Source organism: Streptomyces marinisediminis, assembly GCF_026262575.1.
In the GTDB taxonomy this organism is placed as follows: domain Bacteria; phylum Actinomycetota; class Actinomycetes; order Streptomycetales; family Streptomycetaceae; genus Streptomyces; species Streptomyces marinisediminis.
In genome coordinates, this window is sequence record NZ_JAPKFL010000021.1 from 66255 (window position 1) to 81817 (window position 15563).

Annotated in this window: 14 protein-coding genes; 1 reads left to right on the top strand and 13 read right to left on the bottom strand. The window is 77.5% G+C overall.

Going from position 1 to position 15563, the window contains the following annotated elements:
* Positions 1-19: 19 nt before the first annotated feature.
* Entirely contained in the window at positions 20-2209 is a 2190-nt protein-coding gene (locus OSB71_RS17720) for a putative bifunctional diguanylate cyclase/phosphodiesterase (protein WP_416237284.1), read from the bottom strand.
* On the bottom strand, positions 2206-3018 hold the full coding sequence (locus OSB71_RS17725) for an SAM-dependent methyltransferase (protein ID WP_265949172.1): 813 nt from the start codon (positions 3016-3018) through the stop codon (positions 2206-2208). The genes OSB71_RS17720 and OSB71_RS17725 overlap by 4 nt, the downstream gene beginning before the upstream one ends.
* Positions 3019-3265: 247 nt before the next feature.
* Between OSB71_RS17725 and OSB71_RS17730 the strand changes: the two genes are divergently transcribed.
* Complete coding sequence (locus OSB71_RS17730; RefSeq protein ID WP_265949173.1) at positions 3266-3667, top strand: ChaB family protein; 402 nt, start codon at positions 3266-3268, stop codon at positions 3665-3667.
* Between the two features lie 437 nt (positions 3668-4104).
* Here the strand turns inward: OSB71_RS17730 and OSB71_RS17735 are convergent, their stop codons facing one another.
* Genes OSB71_RS17735 through OSB71_RS17785 form a run of 11 tightly spaced genes read right to left on the bottom strand, consistent with a single transcriptional unit; the run spans position 4105 to position 15486 of the window.
* Positions 4105-5025: a glycosyltransferase family 2 protein gene (locus OSB71_RS17735; RefSeq protein WP_265949175.1), complete on the bottom strand. Its 921-nt coding sequence runs from the start codon at positions 5023-5025 to the stop codon at positions 4105-4107.
* Positions 5012-5863 carry a glycosyltransferase family 2 protein gene (locus tag OSB71_RS17740; RefSeq protein WP_265949221.1) on the bottom strand — a complete coding sequence of 284 codons (852 nt, stop codon included), beginning with the start codon at positions 5861-5863 and terminating at the stop codon, positions 5012-5014. The genes OSB71_RS17735 and OSB71_RS17740 overlap by 14 nt, the downstream gene beginning before the upstream one ends.
* On the bottom strand, positions 5821-7023 hold the full coding sequence (locus tag OSB71_RS17745; protein ID WP_416237285.1) for a glycosyltransferase family 9 protein: 1203 nt from the start codon (positions 7021-7023) through the stop codon (positions 5821-5823). The genes OSB71_RS17740 and OSB71_RS17745 overlap by 43 nt, the downstream gene beginning before the upstream one ends.
* The gene (gene rfaE2, locus OSB71_RS17750) at positions 7020-8471 is read right to left on the bottom strand and encodes a D-glycero-beta-D-manno-heptose 1-phosphate adenylyltransferase (protein WP_265949177.1); all 1452 of its coding nucleotides are present in this window, start codon (positions 8469-8471) and stop codon (positions 7020-7022) included. Before rfaE2 ends, OSB71_RS17745 begins: the two co-directional genes overlap by 4 nt.
* Entirely contained in the window at positions 8464-9087 is a 624-nt protein-coding gene (locus OSB71_RS17755) for a D-sedoheptulose-7-phosphate isomerase (protein WP_265949179.1), read from the bottom strand. The genes rfaE2 and OSB71_RS17755 overlap by 8 nt, the downstream gene beginning before the upstream one ends.
* Positions 9084-10304: a glycosyltransferase gene (locus OSB71_RS17760; RefSeq protein ID WP_265949180.1), complete on the bottom strand. Its 1221-nt coding sequence runs from the start codon at positions 10302-10304 to the stop codon at positions 9084-9086. The genes OSB71_RS17755 and OSB71_RS17760 overlap by 4 nt, the downstream gene beginning before the upstream one ends.
* The gene (locus tag OSB71_RS17765) at positions 10301-11263 is read right to left on the bottom strand and encodes a glycosyltransferase (RefSeq protein ID WP_265949182.1); all 963 of its coding nucleotides are present in this window, start codon (positions 11261-11263) and stop codon (positions 10301-10303) included. The genes OSB71_RS17760 and OSB71_RS17765 overlap by 4 nt, the downstream gene beginning before the upstream one ends.
* A 2-nt stretch (positions 11264-11265) precedes the next feature.
* Positions 11266-12285, bottom strand: a complete 1020-nt coding sequence (locus OSB71_RS17770; RefSeq protein WP_265949183.1) for a glycosyltransferase family 9 protein — start codon at positions 12283-12285, stop codon at positions 11266-11268.
* Positions 12282-12818, bottom strand: coding sequence for a D-glycero-alpha-D-manno-heptose-1,7-bisphosphate 7-phosphatase (locus OSB71_RS17775; RefSeq protein WP_265949185.1), 537 nt, complete (start codon positions 12816-12818; stop codon positions 12282-12284). Before OSB71_RS17775 ends, OSB71_RS17770 begins: the two co-directional genes overlap by 4 nt.
* On the bottom strand, positions 12815-13852 hold the full coding sequence (locus OSB71_RS17780; RefSeq protein ID WP_265949187.1) for a glycosyltransferase family 2 protein: 1038 nt from the start codon (positions 13850-13852) through the stop codon (positions 12815-12817). The genes OSB71_RS17775 and OSB71_RS17780 overlap by 4 nt, the downstream gene beginning before the upstream one ends.
* Positions 13849-15486 (bottom strand): carbamoyltransferase family protein, encoded by a 1638-nt coding sequence (locus OSB71_RS17785; protein WP_265949189.1) that lies wholly within the window; start codon positions 15484-15486, stop codon positions 13849-13851. Before OSB71_RS17785 ends, OSB71_RS17780 begins: the two co-directional genes overlap by 4 nt.
* Positions 15487-15563: the final 77 nt, after the last annotated feature.

Genomic DNA, 15563 nt, shown 5'->3' on the forward strand with positions numbered 1-15563 from the left:
CCGGCGTCCGCGGAAGGGGCTAGTGCGCGGCGGCCAGCGGCAGCTCCACGGCCATCCGCTCCGGCGGCCCGGGGCGCGCGTAGAACCAGCCCTGCGCCGAGTCGCAGCCCAGCGCCCGCAGGTGCTCGGCCTGCGCCGCGGTCTCCACGCCCTCGACCGTCACCGACAGGTCCAGCACGTGGGCGAGCGAGACGATGCCCTCCACCACCTTGAGGTCCACGGGGTCGGCGGGGTGGTGCTGGAGGCCGCGGGTGAAGGAACGGTCCAGCTTCAGCGTGCTCGCGGGCAGCCGCCGCAGGCTCGCCAGGTTCGAGTAGCCGGTGCCGAAGTCGTCCAGCGCTATCCCCACGCCCAGCTCGGCGAGCTGCCGCAGCGGCTTCAGCTCGGCGTCGTCGGCCCGGATCATCGCCGACTCGGTCACCTCCAGGCACAGCGAGTGCGGGGGCAGGCCGGCGTTCTCCAGGACGGCGACCGTCTCCGCGACCAGGTCGGGGTGGCTGAGCTGGCGCGGCGAGAGGTTGACGTTGACCCGCAGCGGGCGCGTGCCGCCGATGCCGCGCACCTGCCACTCGCACGCCTGCCGCACCGCCTCCTCCAGCACCCACCGGCCCAGCGGCACGATGAGCCCGGTGTGCTCGGCCAGCGGGATGAACCGGTCCGGGCCGAGCACGCCGTGCCGCGGGTGCTCCCAGCGCACCAGCGCCTCCGCGCCCTCCACGCTGCCGTCGGACATGCGCACCAGCGGCTGGTACTCGATGAAGAACTCCTGGCCCTCCAGCGCGGCCGGCAGCCGGTTGGTCAGGCTGTGCCGGCTGATCACGCGGGCGTCGGAGTCCGGGTCGGCCAGCTCGTAGCGGTTGCCGCCCTGCGCCTTGGCGCGGTACATCGTGATGTCCGCGCTGCGCAGCACCTCGGCCGCGGTGCGCTCGCCCGCCGGGCCGTCCACGATCCCGATGCTGGCCCGCACCGGCAGCTCCCGCCCGTCGACCAGGACCGGCGTGGACAGCGCCTCCAGCGCGCGCTCGGCCAGGTCCGTCACGTCCCCCGAGCAGGCCGGGTCGGCGACCAGGGCCACGAACTCGTCGCCGCCGATGCGGGCGACGAGCTGTCCCGGCCCGTTCACGCAGGTCTGCAACCGCTCGGCGACGGCCACCAGGAGCTGGTCGCCCACCGCGTGCCCCAGGCTGTCGTTGACGGTCTTGAAGCCGTCCAGGTCCAGGTAGCACAGGCCGAAGCGGGTCTGGGCGCCGCGCGCGAGCGTCTGCTCCAGGCGCTCGAAGAACAGCGTGCGGTTGGGCAGGTCCGTCAGGGCGTCGTGGGTGGCCTCGTAGCGCAGCCGCAGGTGCAGCAGGCGGCGCTCGGTGATGTCTTCCATCAGGGCCAGCATGTAGCGCGGGGAGCCGTCCGGGTCGCGCAGCAGCGACACCGTCAGGTGCGTCCACAGCACGGTGCCGTCGGGGCGGTGGTAGGGCTTCTCGGTGCGGAAGTGCTCCCGCTCCCCGCGCACCAGCTCGTCGTACATGCGCCACACCGCCGGGCCGTCGTCCGGGTGCACCCAACTGGTGACCTTGCGGCTGCTGAGGTGGTGCCGCTCGGTGTCGCCGAACATGTCGTTGAGCGCCCGGTTGGTCTCCAGCACGGTGCCGTCCAGCGCGGCGATGCCGATGCCGATGGTCGCGCCCTCGAACACCGCGCGGAAACGCGTCTCGCTCTCGTGCAGCGCCCGCTCGATCTCCGACTGCGCCGCCAGCGCCGCCCGGGAGAGCGACTCCTGCTCCGCCCGGGTGCGCTCCTGCAGGGCGCGCGCGAACCCGGCGGCGATGGCGTGCTGGAGCCGGGCGCACCGGGCGCGGCCCTCCTCCGGCGGCAGCAGCGCCGGGTCCGCGCAGTACAGGAGCAGGTAGGCGTCGACCACACCGAGGATCTGCGGCAGCGACTCGGGGGCCGTGCAGTGCGCGGCGACCAGCGCCGTCCCCACCGCCCGGGCGGGCCCGGGGTCGAAGGGGCGGGCGTGCAGCGTGGAGCTGAGCAGCTCCGCGAGCGGCACCAGGTGCTCCTCGAACTCCGCCCGGGTCATGCACGTCGCCGTGGTCGGGTACACCGCCCGGCTCCAGATGGTCGCGAAGCGCCGCAGCCCGTCGGGGTGCGGGCCGCAACCGGCCGGGTGGGGCCCACCCGGCCCAGCCGTCTCCTCGGGGCCTGTGTTCACGCTTTGCGTCCCACTCCGCCGAACCCGGTGAACACCACCGGGTCCTCCTGGTCGACGGGGCTGTCCGGACGCCAGTTGGGCATCGAGACCAGGCCCGGTTCGACGAGCTCGAAGCCGTCGAAGAAGGCCAGCACCTCCGGGCGCGAGCGCATCAGCAGACGCGAGCCCACGCTCCGGTAGACGTCGGAGATCTCGCGCCCCTGCTGGGTGCTGTGCGGCCCGCCCTCGGTGGAGGCGTGCGTGAGGATCAGCAGGGAGCCGGGGGCCAGGGTGTCGTGGAACTCCGCCAGCGCCTTGCCGGGTTCCTCCTCGTCCTTGATGAAGTGCAGCAGCGCCACGAGCAGCAGGGCCACGGGGCGGTGCAGGTCCAGCAGCCGCCGTACGGGCTCGCTGCCGAGCACGGCCTGCGGATCGCGGAAGTCGGCGGCGACCACCCCGGTGTTCTCGTTGCCCTCCAGCACCGCGCGGCTGTGCGCGACCGCGACCGGGTCGTTGTCCACGTACACCACCCGGGCGTCCGGCGTCGCCGCCTGCGCCACCTCGTGGGCGTTGCCGAACGTGGGGATGCCGGAGCCGATGTCGAGGAACTGGGTGACCCCCTGGTCCACCGCGTAGCGCACGGCGCGGCGCATGAAGGCCCGGTTCGCCTGCATCACCTTGGGGAGCCCGGGGAACACCTCGATGGCACGGCGCGCGGCCTCCCGGTCGACCTCGAAGTTGTGGGAGCCGCCCAGGTAGTAGTCGTAGATCCGGGACACGCTCGGCTGCGACAGGTCGATGCCCTGCGGGGCCCAGGAGGGACGTTCCATCAAAGACTCCTCATCACGATCGCCGACGTATTGACGTTCGAGGGATGAGGCTACTGACCAGAGGTGCGTGGGAGTAAGGAAACGGAGACTCAACCTCCCGATACTGTCCTGGTGTTGAGTGTTATGCCCGTTTCGCGGGGGCGGAATCCTCCGTCCGTGCGCCGACCTCCGGCCTGCTGAGCGCCGGTTTTCCGCCCCCGCGCCCGGGTACCCGGGGCGGCAGGAACCCACTGGGAGGTGAGCATCCGTGCCCGCACGCGAGGAACTGCCCTCGACCCTGCGCCGCTCACCACAGGGCGCGCAGCGGACGTGGATCAAGGCCCATGACTCGGCCGTGGAGACCTACGGCGAGGGCGAGCGCGCGCACCGCGTCGCGTACAGCGCCCTCAAGCACACCTACGAGAAGATCGGCGACCACTGGGAGCGCAAGGAGGGCGGCCGCAAGGGCCCCTCCGACCCCAAGGCCGCCCGCCCGCGCCAGGTGGGCGGACGCGGCGGCGAGGGCGTCGACGAGAACGCGACCAAGGGGCACCTGTACGACGTCGCCAAGCGGCTCGACATCTCCGGCCGCTCCTCGATGAACAAGGCGGACCTGCTGGACGCGATCCGCAAGGCCAACCGCTCCTCGACGCGCAAGGCCCGAAGCTGACCCGGGCCCGCCCCCCGGCGCTCCGCGGCGCCGGGGGCGGCGTGACCCCCGTCGGCTGGTGACCCCGGCGACGGCCCCACCCGGCCGCCGCCGGGGTCCTCGCGCGTCCGGGCGCGGTACCCGGCGGGCCGCGCGCGCCCGAGGGAGGCGTCCCCGGCCCGACGGCGGCGCGTCGCCCACCGCCCGGCGCCGTGCCCCGCTCGCCGCAGGAGCGGCCCCCTCCCGTCCCCTGACCGGTGCCGTCCGCGCAGCCGCCGACCGCCGGTACCGCTCCCGCCGGTCACCGCCTGCCGGGCCACGGGACGGCGGTGGCGGTCGCGGGGCCGGGCCGGGGCGGCGCGGCGTGACGTGCTCCCGCGGCACCCGGACTCCTGCGGCGAGGCCCCCGCGCCGGGCGCGGCCCGGGGCGACGCGCCCCACGGCACCCGGCCCGCCGGTCACCCCACGTAGCGCCGCGCGGCCGACGCGCGCTGTGCGGCGTCGAGCGTGCGCAGGCGTTCCTCCACCGCCGGGGGCACCACGGCCCGTTCGCGCAGCACCCACGGGAGGCCCGCCAGCGCCTGGCCGAAGGCGCGCAGTGAGGCGGCGTCGCGGGGGACGGTGCGCGCCAGGTGCCAGGTGCGGTCCAGCGCGGCGGGCAGCGGTCGGCGCAGCCAGCCGAACCACAGGGTGTTGCGCAGCCCGACGACGCGCCGCCCGGTGGCGTCCCGCGCGGCCGAGGGCGCGTGGTGCACGGTCACCTCGGGCGCGTAGCTGAGCCACCAGCCGCGGGTCATCAGGTCCGTGGCGAGCAGCTCCTCCTCCCCGCCGAGCCAGAGCCGGGGCGAGAAGCCGCCCGCGGCGCGGAAGGCGTCGGTGCGCAGGACCGTGGCGGCGGCCAGGAAGGAGCCGAGCGCGGGACCGGGGAGCCAGTCGGGGCCGGTCAGCGGCGAGTCCCGCAGCTCCGCGACGATCGGGTCCTCGGTGCCGCCCGGCTCGACGAGGATGCGGCCGGTGACCGCGCCGAGCCCGGGGTGGGCGTCCAGCAGGTCGGCCGCCGCGGTCAGCGCGCCCGGCGCCCACCAGGAGTCGTCGTCGCAGAAGGCGACGTAGGGCGTGCGGACCAGGCGGACCGCGGCGTTGCGCCCCACCGCGCCGAGGTTGCGCTCCGCCCGCAGCAGCCGCACCCAGGGGTGGTGGCGGGCCACGGCCTCGGGCGTGCCGTCGGTGGAGGCGTTGTCGGTGACGAACACCGGGGGCCGGTCGGGCAGGTCGGCCAGCCGTCCCAGCGTGTGCAGCAGCTCCTCGCGGCGGTTGCGGGTGATGACGACGACGGAGACGCGCGCCCCGTCCCCGGCGGCGGCCTCAGCGCTCGTCATGGGGGGCGGCTCCTTCCAGCCGGCGGACGGTCCGCTCGGTCCACGGGGGCAGCGTGCGGCGCTCGCGCAGCGCGGCCGGCAGCGCGGAGAGCACCTCGCCCAGCGCCCGGCGGGCCACGGGGTCGGTGCGGGCGGCGGCGGCCAGCGCGGCCGTGCGGCGCAGCGCGCGGGGCAGCGGGCGGCGCAGCCAGCAGCTCAGCACCTCGTTGCGCCGCAGCATCATGGGGCGCTCGGGCCGGGGGCCGTCGTCCGGGTCGTGCCAGGCGGTCACCTCGGGGCAGTAGGAGATGCCCCAGCCGCGGGCGGCCAGGTCCCAGGCCAGCAGCGTCTCCTCGCCGCCGATGCACAGCAGCGGGTGGTAGCCGCCCGCGTCCAGGAACGCGGCGCGGCGGGCGACGGCGGCGCAGCCGAGGAAGCCGAGGACCTCGGGGCCCGGCAGGTCCGGCGGCCGGCCCAGCGGGCTGTCGGCCAGGACGGCGTTGAGCGGGTCGGGCACGCCGTCCGCGCCGACCCGGGTGGCGGCCACCACCAGGCCGAGCCGGGGGTACGCGCGCAGGAGCGCGGCGGCCCGGTCCAGGGCGCCTGGGGCCCACCAGGAGTCGTCGTCGCTGAACGCCACGACGGGGGTGTCCAGGGTGGCGGCGCCCACGGTGCGGGCGGCGGCCCCGGCGTTGCGCTTAAGCGTGAGCACCCGCACGCCGGGGAAGCGCTCGGCCACCAGGGCGCGGGTGTGGTCGGTGGAGGCGTTGTCCACGACGATCACCTGCGGCCGCTCGGGCAGCGCGGTCAGCCGGGTCAGCGTCCGGGCGAGCCGGTCGGCGCGGTTGCGGGTGGCGATGACGACGCCGACGGACGTGCTCGGTGCCGTGTCGCCCGGGGCGCCGTCGGCCCGTGGGCCGGCGGCGGGGGCGAGGGCGGAGCGGGCGGTCGGTGTGCCTGCGGGCCGGGAGCGGCCGGGCATCGCACCTCCAGCGGGTCGTGGGGAAGAACGTGCGGGGCGCCGAGTGCGGCGAGGACCTCGGGCACCTGGACGGCCAGCAGCCGGGGGTCAAGGTGGCGGCCGTGCGGGTCGCCGGGCGGCCCGGCGTGCCACAGGGCGCGGTGCCGGGGCAGCGGCGGTGGCCCCCACGCGCTCGGCGGGACCGGGCCGAAGAGCGTGACGGACGGCGTGCCGTGGGCGACGGCCAGGTGGGCCAGGCCGGTGTCGCCGCTGACGACCGCCGCCGCGTGGGCCACGAGCGCGGACAGCACCGGCAGCGGCGGCGCCGCGCACACGGCGTCCGGCGGCAGCCCGGCCAGGGCCGCGACCCGGGCCGCGAGCGGCCGCTCGTCCGGCCCGGCGGTGACGGCCACCCGGTGCCCGGCGGCGGCGAGCGCGGCGGCGACGGCCGCGAACCGCTCGGCGGGCCAGCGCCGGGAGCCGGAGGCGGCCCCGGGGTGGACGAGCACCGCGCCGGGCAGCGGGCTCGGCGCGGCGGGCGGGGGCAGCCGGACGTCCGCGGCGTCGGCCGGGACGCCGTACCAGCGCAGCAGCCGGCACCAGCGCTCGCGTTCGTGTTCCTGTGCGACGACGGGCGGGCCCGCGGCGTCGGCGAAGGCCAGCAGCCGGGCCGGGCGCAGCGGGCGCAGGAGGTCCGCGCTCTGCGGCCCGGTGCCGTGCAGGTCCACGGCCAGCTCCGGCGGCGGCCCGGTCCAGTCCAGGCGTGCGGGCACGGCGCGGCCCGGCGCGGAGGCCGGCAGCAGGCGGTCCACGGCCCCGGTGGCCAGGGCGAGTTCGCGCAGGCCCGCGGGGGCGGCGAGGACCAGCTCGTGGCCCGGGTGCGCGCGGCGCAGCGCCTTGAGCGCGGGCACGGCGGCGAGCAGGTCGCCCAGCCCGAGGGCGCGCAGCGCGACGATGCGCGGGCGCACCGGCGCCCCGCGCGCCGCGCGCCGCCCGGCGTCCGCGCACCCGGCCGCGCGGGGCGGGCGGTCCCCTCGCTCGTCGGGGGCGGCGCTCACGGCACGCCGCCCCCGGCGGAGACCGCCGCGCGCTCGGCGAGCTTGGTGCTGGAGCGCCCGTCGAGGTAGGGCAGCAGGACGACCTTGCCGCCCCACCGCTCCAGCAGCTCCGCCTCCGGCAGATCGGCGCGGGCGTAGTCCCCGCCCTTGACCCAGATGTCGGGCCGCAGCCGGTCCAGGAGGCGTTCGGGGGTGTTCTCGTCGAAGACGGCGACCGCGTCGACGCACTCCAGGGCCTGGAGCACCCGCACCCGGTCGGCGAGCGGGGTGATGGGACGCCCCGCGCCCTTGCGGCGGCGCACCGAGGCGTCGGAGTTGACGCACACCACCAGGCAGTCCCCGGTGGCGCGGGCCGCCTGGAGCAGCCCGACGTGCCCGGCGTGCAGCAGGTCGAAGCAGCCGCCGGAGGCCACCACCGTGCCGCCCGCCGCCCGGACGCGGCGGATGACCTCCTCGGCGGCGTCCGTCGGGGCGGCCTTCGGCCCCGCGGAGGCCGACGGCGCCGGACGGCCCGGCAGGGCGAGGGCCGCCGCGCCCCCGGAGGCGACGTAGCCGGTGGCGGCGGCCACCGCGCCGCGCACCGCCTGCTCCGGCAGCGCGCCGTCGGCCAGCAGCCCGGCCGCCTGGGCCGCGAACTGGTCGCCGGCGCCGCAGGAGTCCCCGCCGTGCCGGGAGGGGGCGGGCACCAGCAGGGGGTGGTCGCCGTAGGACAGCAGCGCGCCGTCCGCGCCGAGCGTCACCGCCACGGCGCCCGCCCGCCACGACCGCACCAGCGCCCGGGCCCGGTCCATGACGGCGCCCAGGCCCTCCCCGGCGCAGGCGCGCGGCGCGAAGTGCCGGGCCTCGCCCGTGGTGGGCGTGACCAGGCGCGCGCCGGGCACCGGTGGCCCGCCGCGCGGGTGCGGGTCCCACACCAGCGGAACCCTGGCGGCCCGCTCTTCCAGCAGTCCGCGCAGCACCTCGGCGGCGCCGCGCCCGTAGTCGGAGACCAGCAGCGCGCCCGCGCCGGCGACGGCCCGGCGGGCCTCGGCGGTGGCCCCGGTGGCCCGGCCGGTGCCCCGGTCCAGGCGCAGCATGATGCGGCCCTCGGCCACCACCCGGGTCTTCTCCGGCAGGTTGCCCGACAGCGTGAGCGGCACCACCGTCACCCAGGGCGCCAGCAGCTCCAGGAGCCGGGCGCTGGCGGCGTCCCCGCCCACGGCCGTCACCAGGGTGACCTCCCGGCCCGACAGGGCGGCGAGGTAGGCGGCCAGCGCCGCGCCGCCGGGCCGCAGCCGCTCCTCGCAGCCGTCGACCACCGGCACCGGGGCGTCGGGGGCGAGCCGGTCGGCCGTGCCGGTCAGGTCCCGGTCCAGCAGCGCGTCGCCGACCACGACCAGCGGCGCCGAGGCGGCCGGTTCTTGGCGCGCGTCCCCGAAGCCGCGGTGGTGTGCGCCGGCGTCACTCATCGTCCCCGCCTTCCACGGGGCGGCCGTCGGCACGGGCCAGCACCCCGGGCAGCGCGCCGTCGAACGCCGCGCACACCATGTGCACCACGACCAGGTGGCACTCCTGCACGGTCGCCGCGGTGGCCGCGTCCACGGACAGCGCCTCGTCGCTCCCGGCGGCCAGCGGGTTGGGTTCGGGCCCGGTCAGGCCCCACACCGCGACGCCCCGCCGCCGCGCGGCCTCCGCCGCGGTGAGCAGGTTGGCGCTGGCGCCTGAGGTGGACAGCAGCATCAGCACGTCACCGCGGCGCGCGTGGGCGCGCACCTGGCGGGAGAAGACCTCGGCCACCCCGTAGTCGTTGGCGATGGCGGTGGTGGCGGAGGTGTCGGCGTGCAGCGCTATGGCGGAGAACGGCGGCCGGTCCTCGCGGTAGCGGCCGACCAGTTCGGCGGACAGGTGCTGGGCCTGCGCGGCGCTGCCGCCGTTGCCGGCGACGAGCAGGCGCCCGCCCCCGCACAGCACGTGGGCGAGGCGTTCGCCCCAGCGCTGCGCGGTGTCGGCCGAGTCGCGCAGCGCCAGCAGCGCCTCGCGCAGTTCGTCGCAGTGGCTTCGTACCGAGGCCGGTGCGAAGGTCATCGGACCACCCCCGTCGGGACGCGGTGACGTGCCGTCACCTGGTTGTAGACCTGTTCCGTTCCGTCGGCGACCCGGCTCCAGGAGAACCGGGCCTCCACCCGCCGCCGTCCGGCGGTGCCGTAGGCCAGGCGCACCTGCTCGGAGGTGAGCAGGCCGCCCACCGCGCGGGCGAGCGCGGCGGCGTCCCCGGGGGGCACCAGCCGCCCGGTGACGCGGTCGGCCACCGAGTCGAGCTGTCCGCCGACGCCGGTGGCCACGACGGGTACGCCGCACGCCATGGCCTCCAGCGGCACGATGCCGAACGGCTCGTAGACCGGCGTGGCGAGCATGAGGTCGGCGCTGCGGATCAGCCCCGGCATGTGCTCGTGGCCCACGGCGCCCAGCAGCCGCACGCGGTCGGCCACGCCCAGCTCCCGCGCCAGCGCGCGCAGGCGCCGGGCCTCCGGGTCGGCGTCCAGCAGCGACTCCGGCGGCCCGCCCGCGACGAGCAGCTCGGCGCCGGGCACGTCGGCCAGCGCGCGGACGGCGAGGTCGAACCCCTTGCGCGGGACCAGCCGCCCCGCCGCCAGCAGCCGGTAGGGCTGGCCGCGCGGCACGGTGGTGGCCGCGCGCACCTCGGGGCTGAACTCGGCGGTGTCCACGCCGCACGGCACCACCGAGGTGCGCCCCGGCGGGACGCCCATCGCACCGAGCTCGTCGACCTCGTCGCCGCACGTGGCCAGGACGCGGGCGCACTCGCGGGCGATGCGCCGCTCCGCGTCGATCCGCTCGGCCGGGCTGGTGTCGGCGGCGCCCTGGTGGCGCCGCTTCACTGTGCCCAGCGCGTGGTAGGTCTGCACGACCGGGACGTCCAGGCCGCGTGCGCCGGCCAGCGCGGCCAGGCCCGACATCCAGAAGTGCGCGTGCGCCACGTCCGGTGGGGCGGCGGCCCAAACCCGGGCCAGATGGGCGCCGAAGGCGGGCATGCAGGGGTGGAGCTCGTCCTTCGGCAGCGGCTCCGGAGGCCCGGCGAGCACGTGCTCGACCGTGACGCCGGGCGCGAACGCCACCCGTTCGGGCAGGTCGGCCGCGTCCCGCCGGGTGTAGACGGTCACCGTGTGGCCGCGGGCCGCCAACGCCCGCGAGACCTGCGCGACGTAGACGTTCTGGCCGCCCGCGTCGGGGCCGCCGAGCACCGCCAGGGGACTGGCGTGCTCGGACACCATGGCGATCCTCATCGGGTCACCTCCTTCGTGAGCCGCTCCCAGTCGTCCAGGAAGCGGTGCAGCCCGTAGCGGGCGCTGACGGCCGCCCGGGCCCGTTCGCCGGTCAGCCGCGCGTGCTCCGGGTCGGCGGCGAAGGTGCGCAGCGCCTCGCGCAGCACGTCGAGCCGGTTGGAGACGACGCCCGCGTCCGGGGGGACGGCCTCGGCCGTCTCCGTGGTGTCCAGCGCCACCACCGGCATGCCCAGGTACATCGCCTCCAGCAGCGACAGGCCCAGCGAGGTCCAGCGGAACGGGTGGAGGTACACGCGCCGCGCGGCCATCGCCGTGTGCAGCTCGTCCTGCTGGAGCTCGCGGCTGCGGCAGCGCTCCCCGGGCAGCCCCAGGTGGTCGGCGAGCCCCGCGGTGCCCATGCCGAACACGTCCAGCGGGACGGCGTCGGCGAAGTGCGGCAGCAGGTCGGTGCCGGTGACCCGGCCGCGGCGCAGCGGCTCGTTGACGGCCACGGCCGCCCGCGCCTGCGCACCGGTGTAGCGCGGGCCCGGGTCGATGACGCCGTGCTCGATGACGGTCGTCGGCGTGGTGCCGGCGTCCCAGAAGAGCCGGTTGAAGTGGGTGACGTGCACGAGCGTGCAGCCCGGCATCCCGGCCGCCGGGTGCACCGCGTCCGGTACGCCGCCCAGCGGGGTGCTGTGCTCCAGGTACACCACCGGCACGTCCCGCCCGGGCCGGCGGCCCAGCCAGCGTTCGGCCAGCTCCGCCTCGTGCGGGCGCTGGAGCAGCACCAGGTCCACGTCGGTCTCGCGCAGCTCCTCGGGCGTCATCTCCACGGCGTTCGCCGGCCAGTCCCAGGTCCGGGCCCGGCCCCGGCCGTCCTCGCCCCGGTCCGGCAGCACCGGCAGCAGGTAGGTGTGCGGGCCCCGGACGAAGGACGTCGTCCAGGAACCGTGCACGTGCCACAGCACAATGCGCACGCTCAGTCCTCCTTCAGCAGCTTCTCCACGGCGCCGACCGCGTCGACGGCCGTCACCTCGCCCAGACAGGGGTGGCCCGGGACGGGGCACTGTCGTGCCCGGCTTCCGGCGCACGGCGCCGACTGGTCGCCCAGCAGCACGTGCGGCACCCGGTAGGGACCCCAGCGCCCGGCCGGGACGACCGGGGAGAACAGCGAGACGACGGGCGTGCCGACGGCCGCCGCCAGGTGCGCGGGTCCGGTGTTGCCCACCACGACCGCGCCCGCGCCGGCCAGCACGGCGGCCAGTTCGGCGGCGTCGGTGCGGCCGCCCAGGTCGACGCCGTGCCCGCCCGCGACGGCCGCGGTCAGCTCCCGCTCGCCCGGGCCGCCGGTGACCAGCACCCGGTGCCCCTCGGCGGTCAGCAGGCGGACGGCCTCGGCCATCCGACCGGGCTGCCAGCAGCGCGCCGGCGCGCTCGCGCCGGGGTGCACCACCACGTAGGGCGCCTGTCCGGCGAGCCGCCGGGCGGTGTGCGAGGCGGCCGGGGAGGGCGGCAGCACGCGCAGCTCCCCGCCGTCGCCCGCGGGCAGCGCGAACCCGGCCGCCTCGGCCAGCGCCAGCGCGGCCCGGGCCTCGTGGTGTTCGGGGTCGCGCCGGTGGCGCAGGTCCAAAAGCCCGCCGGGGTAGTGCACGCTGTCCGCCGCGACGCGGGCCACGCCCGCCAGCCGCAGCACCAGCGCCGTGGGCAGCGGGCTCTGGTGCGCCGACGCCAGCACCAGCGCGCTGTCGCACCGCCGCGCGGACAGCTCCGCGACGATCGCCGCGACGTCGTCGGGCTCCACCGGCACCGGGTCGGGCCCGGCCCACGGCGCCTCCCACACCAGCACCTCGTCCACGCCGGGCAGCATCCGGGCCGCCGCCTCGCCGCGCGGCCCGCACAGGAACGTCACCCGCTCCGCGCGGGCGGCCACCGCGCGCACCGCGGGCCCGGCGAGCAGCACGTCGCCGAAGCTGTCCAGCCGCGTCACCAGCGCCCTCATGCCGGGCTCCCCAGGACGGTGCGCACGGCGCTCAGCAGGTCGGGGGCCACCAGCGGCGCGGCGGCCACCTCCTCGGGCAGCGTCTGCGGCGTGGGCACCAGCACCGACACGGCGCCCGCCGCCCGGGCGGCGGCCATGTCCGAGCCGATGTCGCCGATGACGGCGCACTCCGCGGGCCGCACCTTCAGCCGCCGGGCCGCCTCCAGCACCAGGCCGGGGCGCGGCTTGCGGCAGCGGCACCCGAAGTCGCGGTCGTGCGGGCACACCACCCAGGTGTCCAGCGGCCCCAGCAGCTCCTCGACGCGGGCGTTGATGCGGCGCAGTTGCGGCCACGCCAGCTCCCCGCGCCCGAGGGCGGACTGGTTGGTCACCACGGCGGTCTTCAGCCCGCAGCCGCGCACCTGGTCCAGCGCGTCGTAGGCGGTGGGCATCGGCTCCACCCGGCGCCAGTCGGTGTTGCCGGGCACGTCGGCCACCAGCGTCCCGTCGCGGTCGAAGAGGACCGCGCGCACCACGGTCGCGTCGGCGGTCATCGCCCCTCCTCCCGTCGCGCCGGGCGGTGCCGCAGCTCCCCGGCGAGCCGGTGGCCGACGGCCAGGGGCGGGATCAGCGCGCTGGTCACCAGCATCGTGGCGACCTCGTCCCCGGTGCGCGGGCCCGGGGCGATCCGGGCCCGGGCGAACTCGGCGGTGCCCGCCAGCCAGCCGAGGGCGGCCAGGGCGGCCGGGCGGCGGCGTCCGGCCAGCGCCAGGGCGAGGGCGGCGGCGCCCGCGGCGGTCACGGCCGCGTGCCGCCGGATGCGCCCGCGCGGCGCGGCGGCGCGCCGCCACCAGTGGGGGCCGTGCACCGCGCGCATCAGCGCGTCGTCGGCGTTGCCGCGCTGGGCGCGCACCGAGATCCAGCGGTCGGCCGGGCGCACCGGGTGGCGGGTGCGGCGGGTGCCGACGGCCAGGTGGTGCCCGGCGTCCAGCACGCGCAGGGCCAGGTCGGCGTCCTCGCGGAAGGCGCGCGGGAAGCGCTCGTCGAAGCCCTCCACGGCGGCCAGCACCTTGGTGCGGTAGGCCATGTCGGCCGTGGCCCACCGGGCCGTGGCCAGCCCCGCGGTGTTGCGCTCCCAGTCGGTGGGACGGCGCCCGGCGGGCAGCGGCACCTCCAGCACGCCCTGCACCCCGGCGGTGTCCTCGTCCGCTGCGGCGAGGTCGGCCTGGAGGCGCTCGGCCCAGTCACCGCCCACCTGGACGTCGTCGTCCAGGAACACCGTCCAGGCCGCGGTCACCTCGCGCCAGCCGGTGTTGCGGGCGGCGGCCGGTCCGCGGCCCCCGCCGGGCAGCACCGTGGTGCGGGCGCGCAGCGGTCCGAGGGCGTCGAGTCCGGGCGGCTCGCCGGACGGGTCGCGGCGGTCGTCCACGAGTATGACCTCCATCGGCGCGGGCCCGGCCGACCCGGCCAGCGCGCGCAGGCACTCGGCCAGGCACGGGCGCCCCACGGTCGGGATCACCACGGCGTACTCGACGGCGTGCGCCGGGTGGGGCCGGTGCCCCGCGCCGGGGCCGCTCGCGGCGCTCATCCGAACACCGCCGCCCGGCGCACCGCGAACGGCCCGATCGCCAGCAGGTCCACCGGCGAGGACCCGAAGCACTCCAGCGCGTCGCGCGGGCTGTCCACCATCGGACGCCCCGCCGTGTTGAGGCTGGTGTTGACGACCGTGGGCAGCCCGGTGCGGCGCTCGAACGCGGCCAGCATGCGGGCGGTGAGCGGGTCGTCCGCGGCGCTCACGGTCTGGATGCGGGCGGTGCCGTCCACGTGGACGACGGCCGGGATCCGCGCGCGCCACTCCTCGGCCACCTGGTGGGTGAAGAGCATGTAGGGGCTGGGGAGCTGGCCCCGGAACAGCTCGGCCGCGCGGTGCTCGGCCACCATCGGCGCGACGGGCCGGAACTCCTCGCGCCCCTTGACCCGGTTGAGCCGGTCCAGGTTCTCCGCCCGGCCCGGGTGCGCCAGCAGCGAGCGGTGCCCCAGCGCGCGGGGCCCGAACTCGCTGCGCCCCTGGAACCAGGCCACGACGCCGTCGTTCGCCAACACCTCGGCCGCCGCCTCCGCGATGTCGCCCGGCACCTCGTACGGCACGCCCGCCTCGGCCAGTTGGGCGGCCAGCTCCTCGTCCGTCCAGCCCCGGCCCAGGTCGGCGCCCGGCATCGGCGCGCAGGCGGTGCCGCCCTCGGCGGTGACGTGCAGCGCCGCGCCCAGCGCGGTGCCGGCGTCCCCGGCGGCCGGCTGCACCCACACGTCCTCGTACGGGCCCTCGGCGGCGATGCGGGCGTTGGCCACGCAGTTGAGCGCCACGCCGCCGGCCAGCGTCAGGTGGCGCCCGCCGGAGTGGGTGTGCAGCCAGCGCACCAGCTCCAGCAGCGTCTCCTCCAGGCACGCCTGGGCACTGGCGGCCAGGTCGGCGTGGTCCTCGGTCCACTCGGTGCCCGGCGGCCGGGCCGGGGCGAGCGAGGCCCAGTCCACGCCGTGCGCCCGGAAGCCGCCGTCCTCGGTGCCGTGCACCCACTCGCGCAGTTGCGGCAGGAAACGCGGCTTGCCGTAGGAGGCGAGCGCCATCACCTTGTACTCGTCGCTGGAGCGCAGGAAGCCCAGGTGGGCCGTGAGTTCCTCGTAGACCAGGCCGAGCGAGTGCGGCAGCCGCTGGGCCGTCAGCACCTCGAGGTCCCCGTCCCGGTAGCGGCCCGACAGGTGCGAGGCGGACTCGCCGCGCCCGTCCAGCACCAGCACCGCGCTGTCGCGGTGCGGCCCGGCGAGCCCGGAGGAGGCCGCGTGCGCGACGTGGTGCGGCACGAACCGCACCTTGGCCGGGTCCAGTCCGGGCAGCGCTTCGGCCAAGAAGCCCGGGGCCTCCCGCGCGTAGGTCTGCCGCAGGGCGTCCCACGGGTCGTCCAGGCCCAGTTCACCGGCGGGCCGGGCCAGGGCGGGGTCGTAGGAGAACGCGACGGCGTCCAGGTCCTGGGGAGTCAGCCCCGCGTGGCTCAGGCACCACGCGGCGGACAGCTCCGGCATCTCCCAGGCGGAGAACGGGACCGGGCGCTTGCCGTGCTTGCGCCGGCTGAAGCGCTCCTCCTCCGCGGCGGCGACGGTCTTCCCGTCGACGACCAGCGCGGCGGCCGGATCGTGGAAGACGGCGTTGACGCCCAGGATGCGCATGCGTCCCTCCTGCGGTTCGGCGGATGCCCGTGGGGTGGCTCGGGGTCGTTGGGCCTTACGTGGTTACCCTCAGCAGC

Bases quoted from the DNA above. Each gene is read 5' to 3' on its own strand.
- OSB71_RS17725 (WP_265949172.1), bottom strand. From the start codon at position 3,018: ATGGAACGTCCCTCCTGGGCCCCGCAGGGCATCGACCTGTCGCAGCCG.
- OSB71_RS17770 (WP_265949183.1), bottom strand. From the start codon at position 12,285: ATGAGGGCGCTGGTGACGCGGCTGGACAGCTTCGGCGACGTGCTGCTC.
- OSB71_RS17780 (WP_265949187.1), bottom strand. From the start codon at position 13,852: ATGAGCGCCGCGAGCGGCCCCGGCGCGGGGCACCGGCCCCACCCGGCG.
- OSB71_RS17760 (WP_265949180.1), bottom strand. From the start codon at position 10,304: ATGAGGATCGCCATGGTGTCCGAGCACGCCAGTCCCCTGGCGGTGCTC.
- OSB71_RS17785 (WP_265949189.1), bottom strand. From the start codon at position 15,486: ATGCGCATCCTGGGCGTCAACGCCGTCTTCCACGATCCGGCCGCCGCG.
- OSB71_RS17755 (WP_265949179.1), bottom strand. From the start codon at position 9,087: ATGACCTTCGCACCGGCCTCGGTACGAAGCCACTGCGACGAACTGCGC.
- OSB71_RS17735 (WP_265949175.1), bottom strand. From the start codon at position 5,025: ATGACGAGCGCTGAGGCCGCCGCCGGGGACGGGGCGCGCGTCTCCGTC.
- rfaE2 (WP_265949177.1), bottom strand. From the start codon at position 8,471: ATGAGTGACGCCGGCGCACACCACCGCGGCTTCGGGGACGCGCGCCAA.
- OSB71_RS17775 (WP_265949185.1), bottom strand. From the start codon at position 12,818: ATGACCGCCGACGCGACCGTGGTGCGCGCGGTCCTCTTCGACCGCGAC.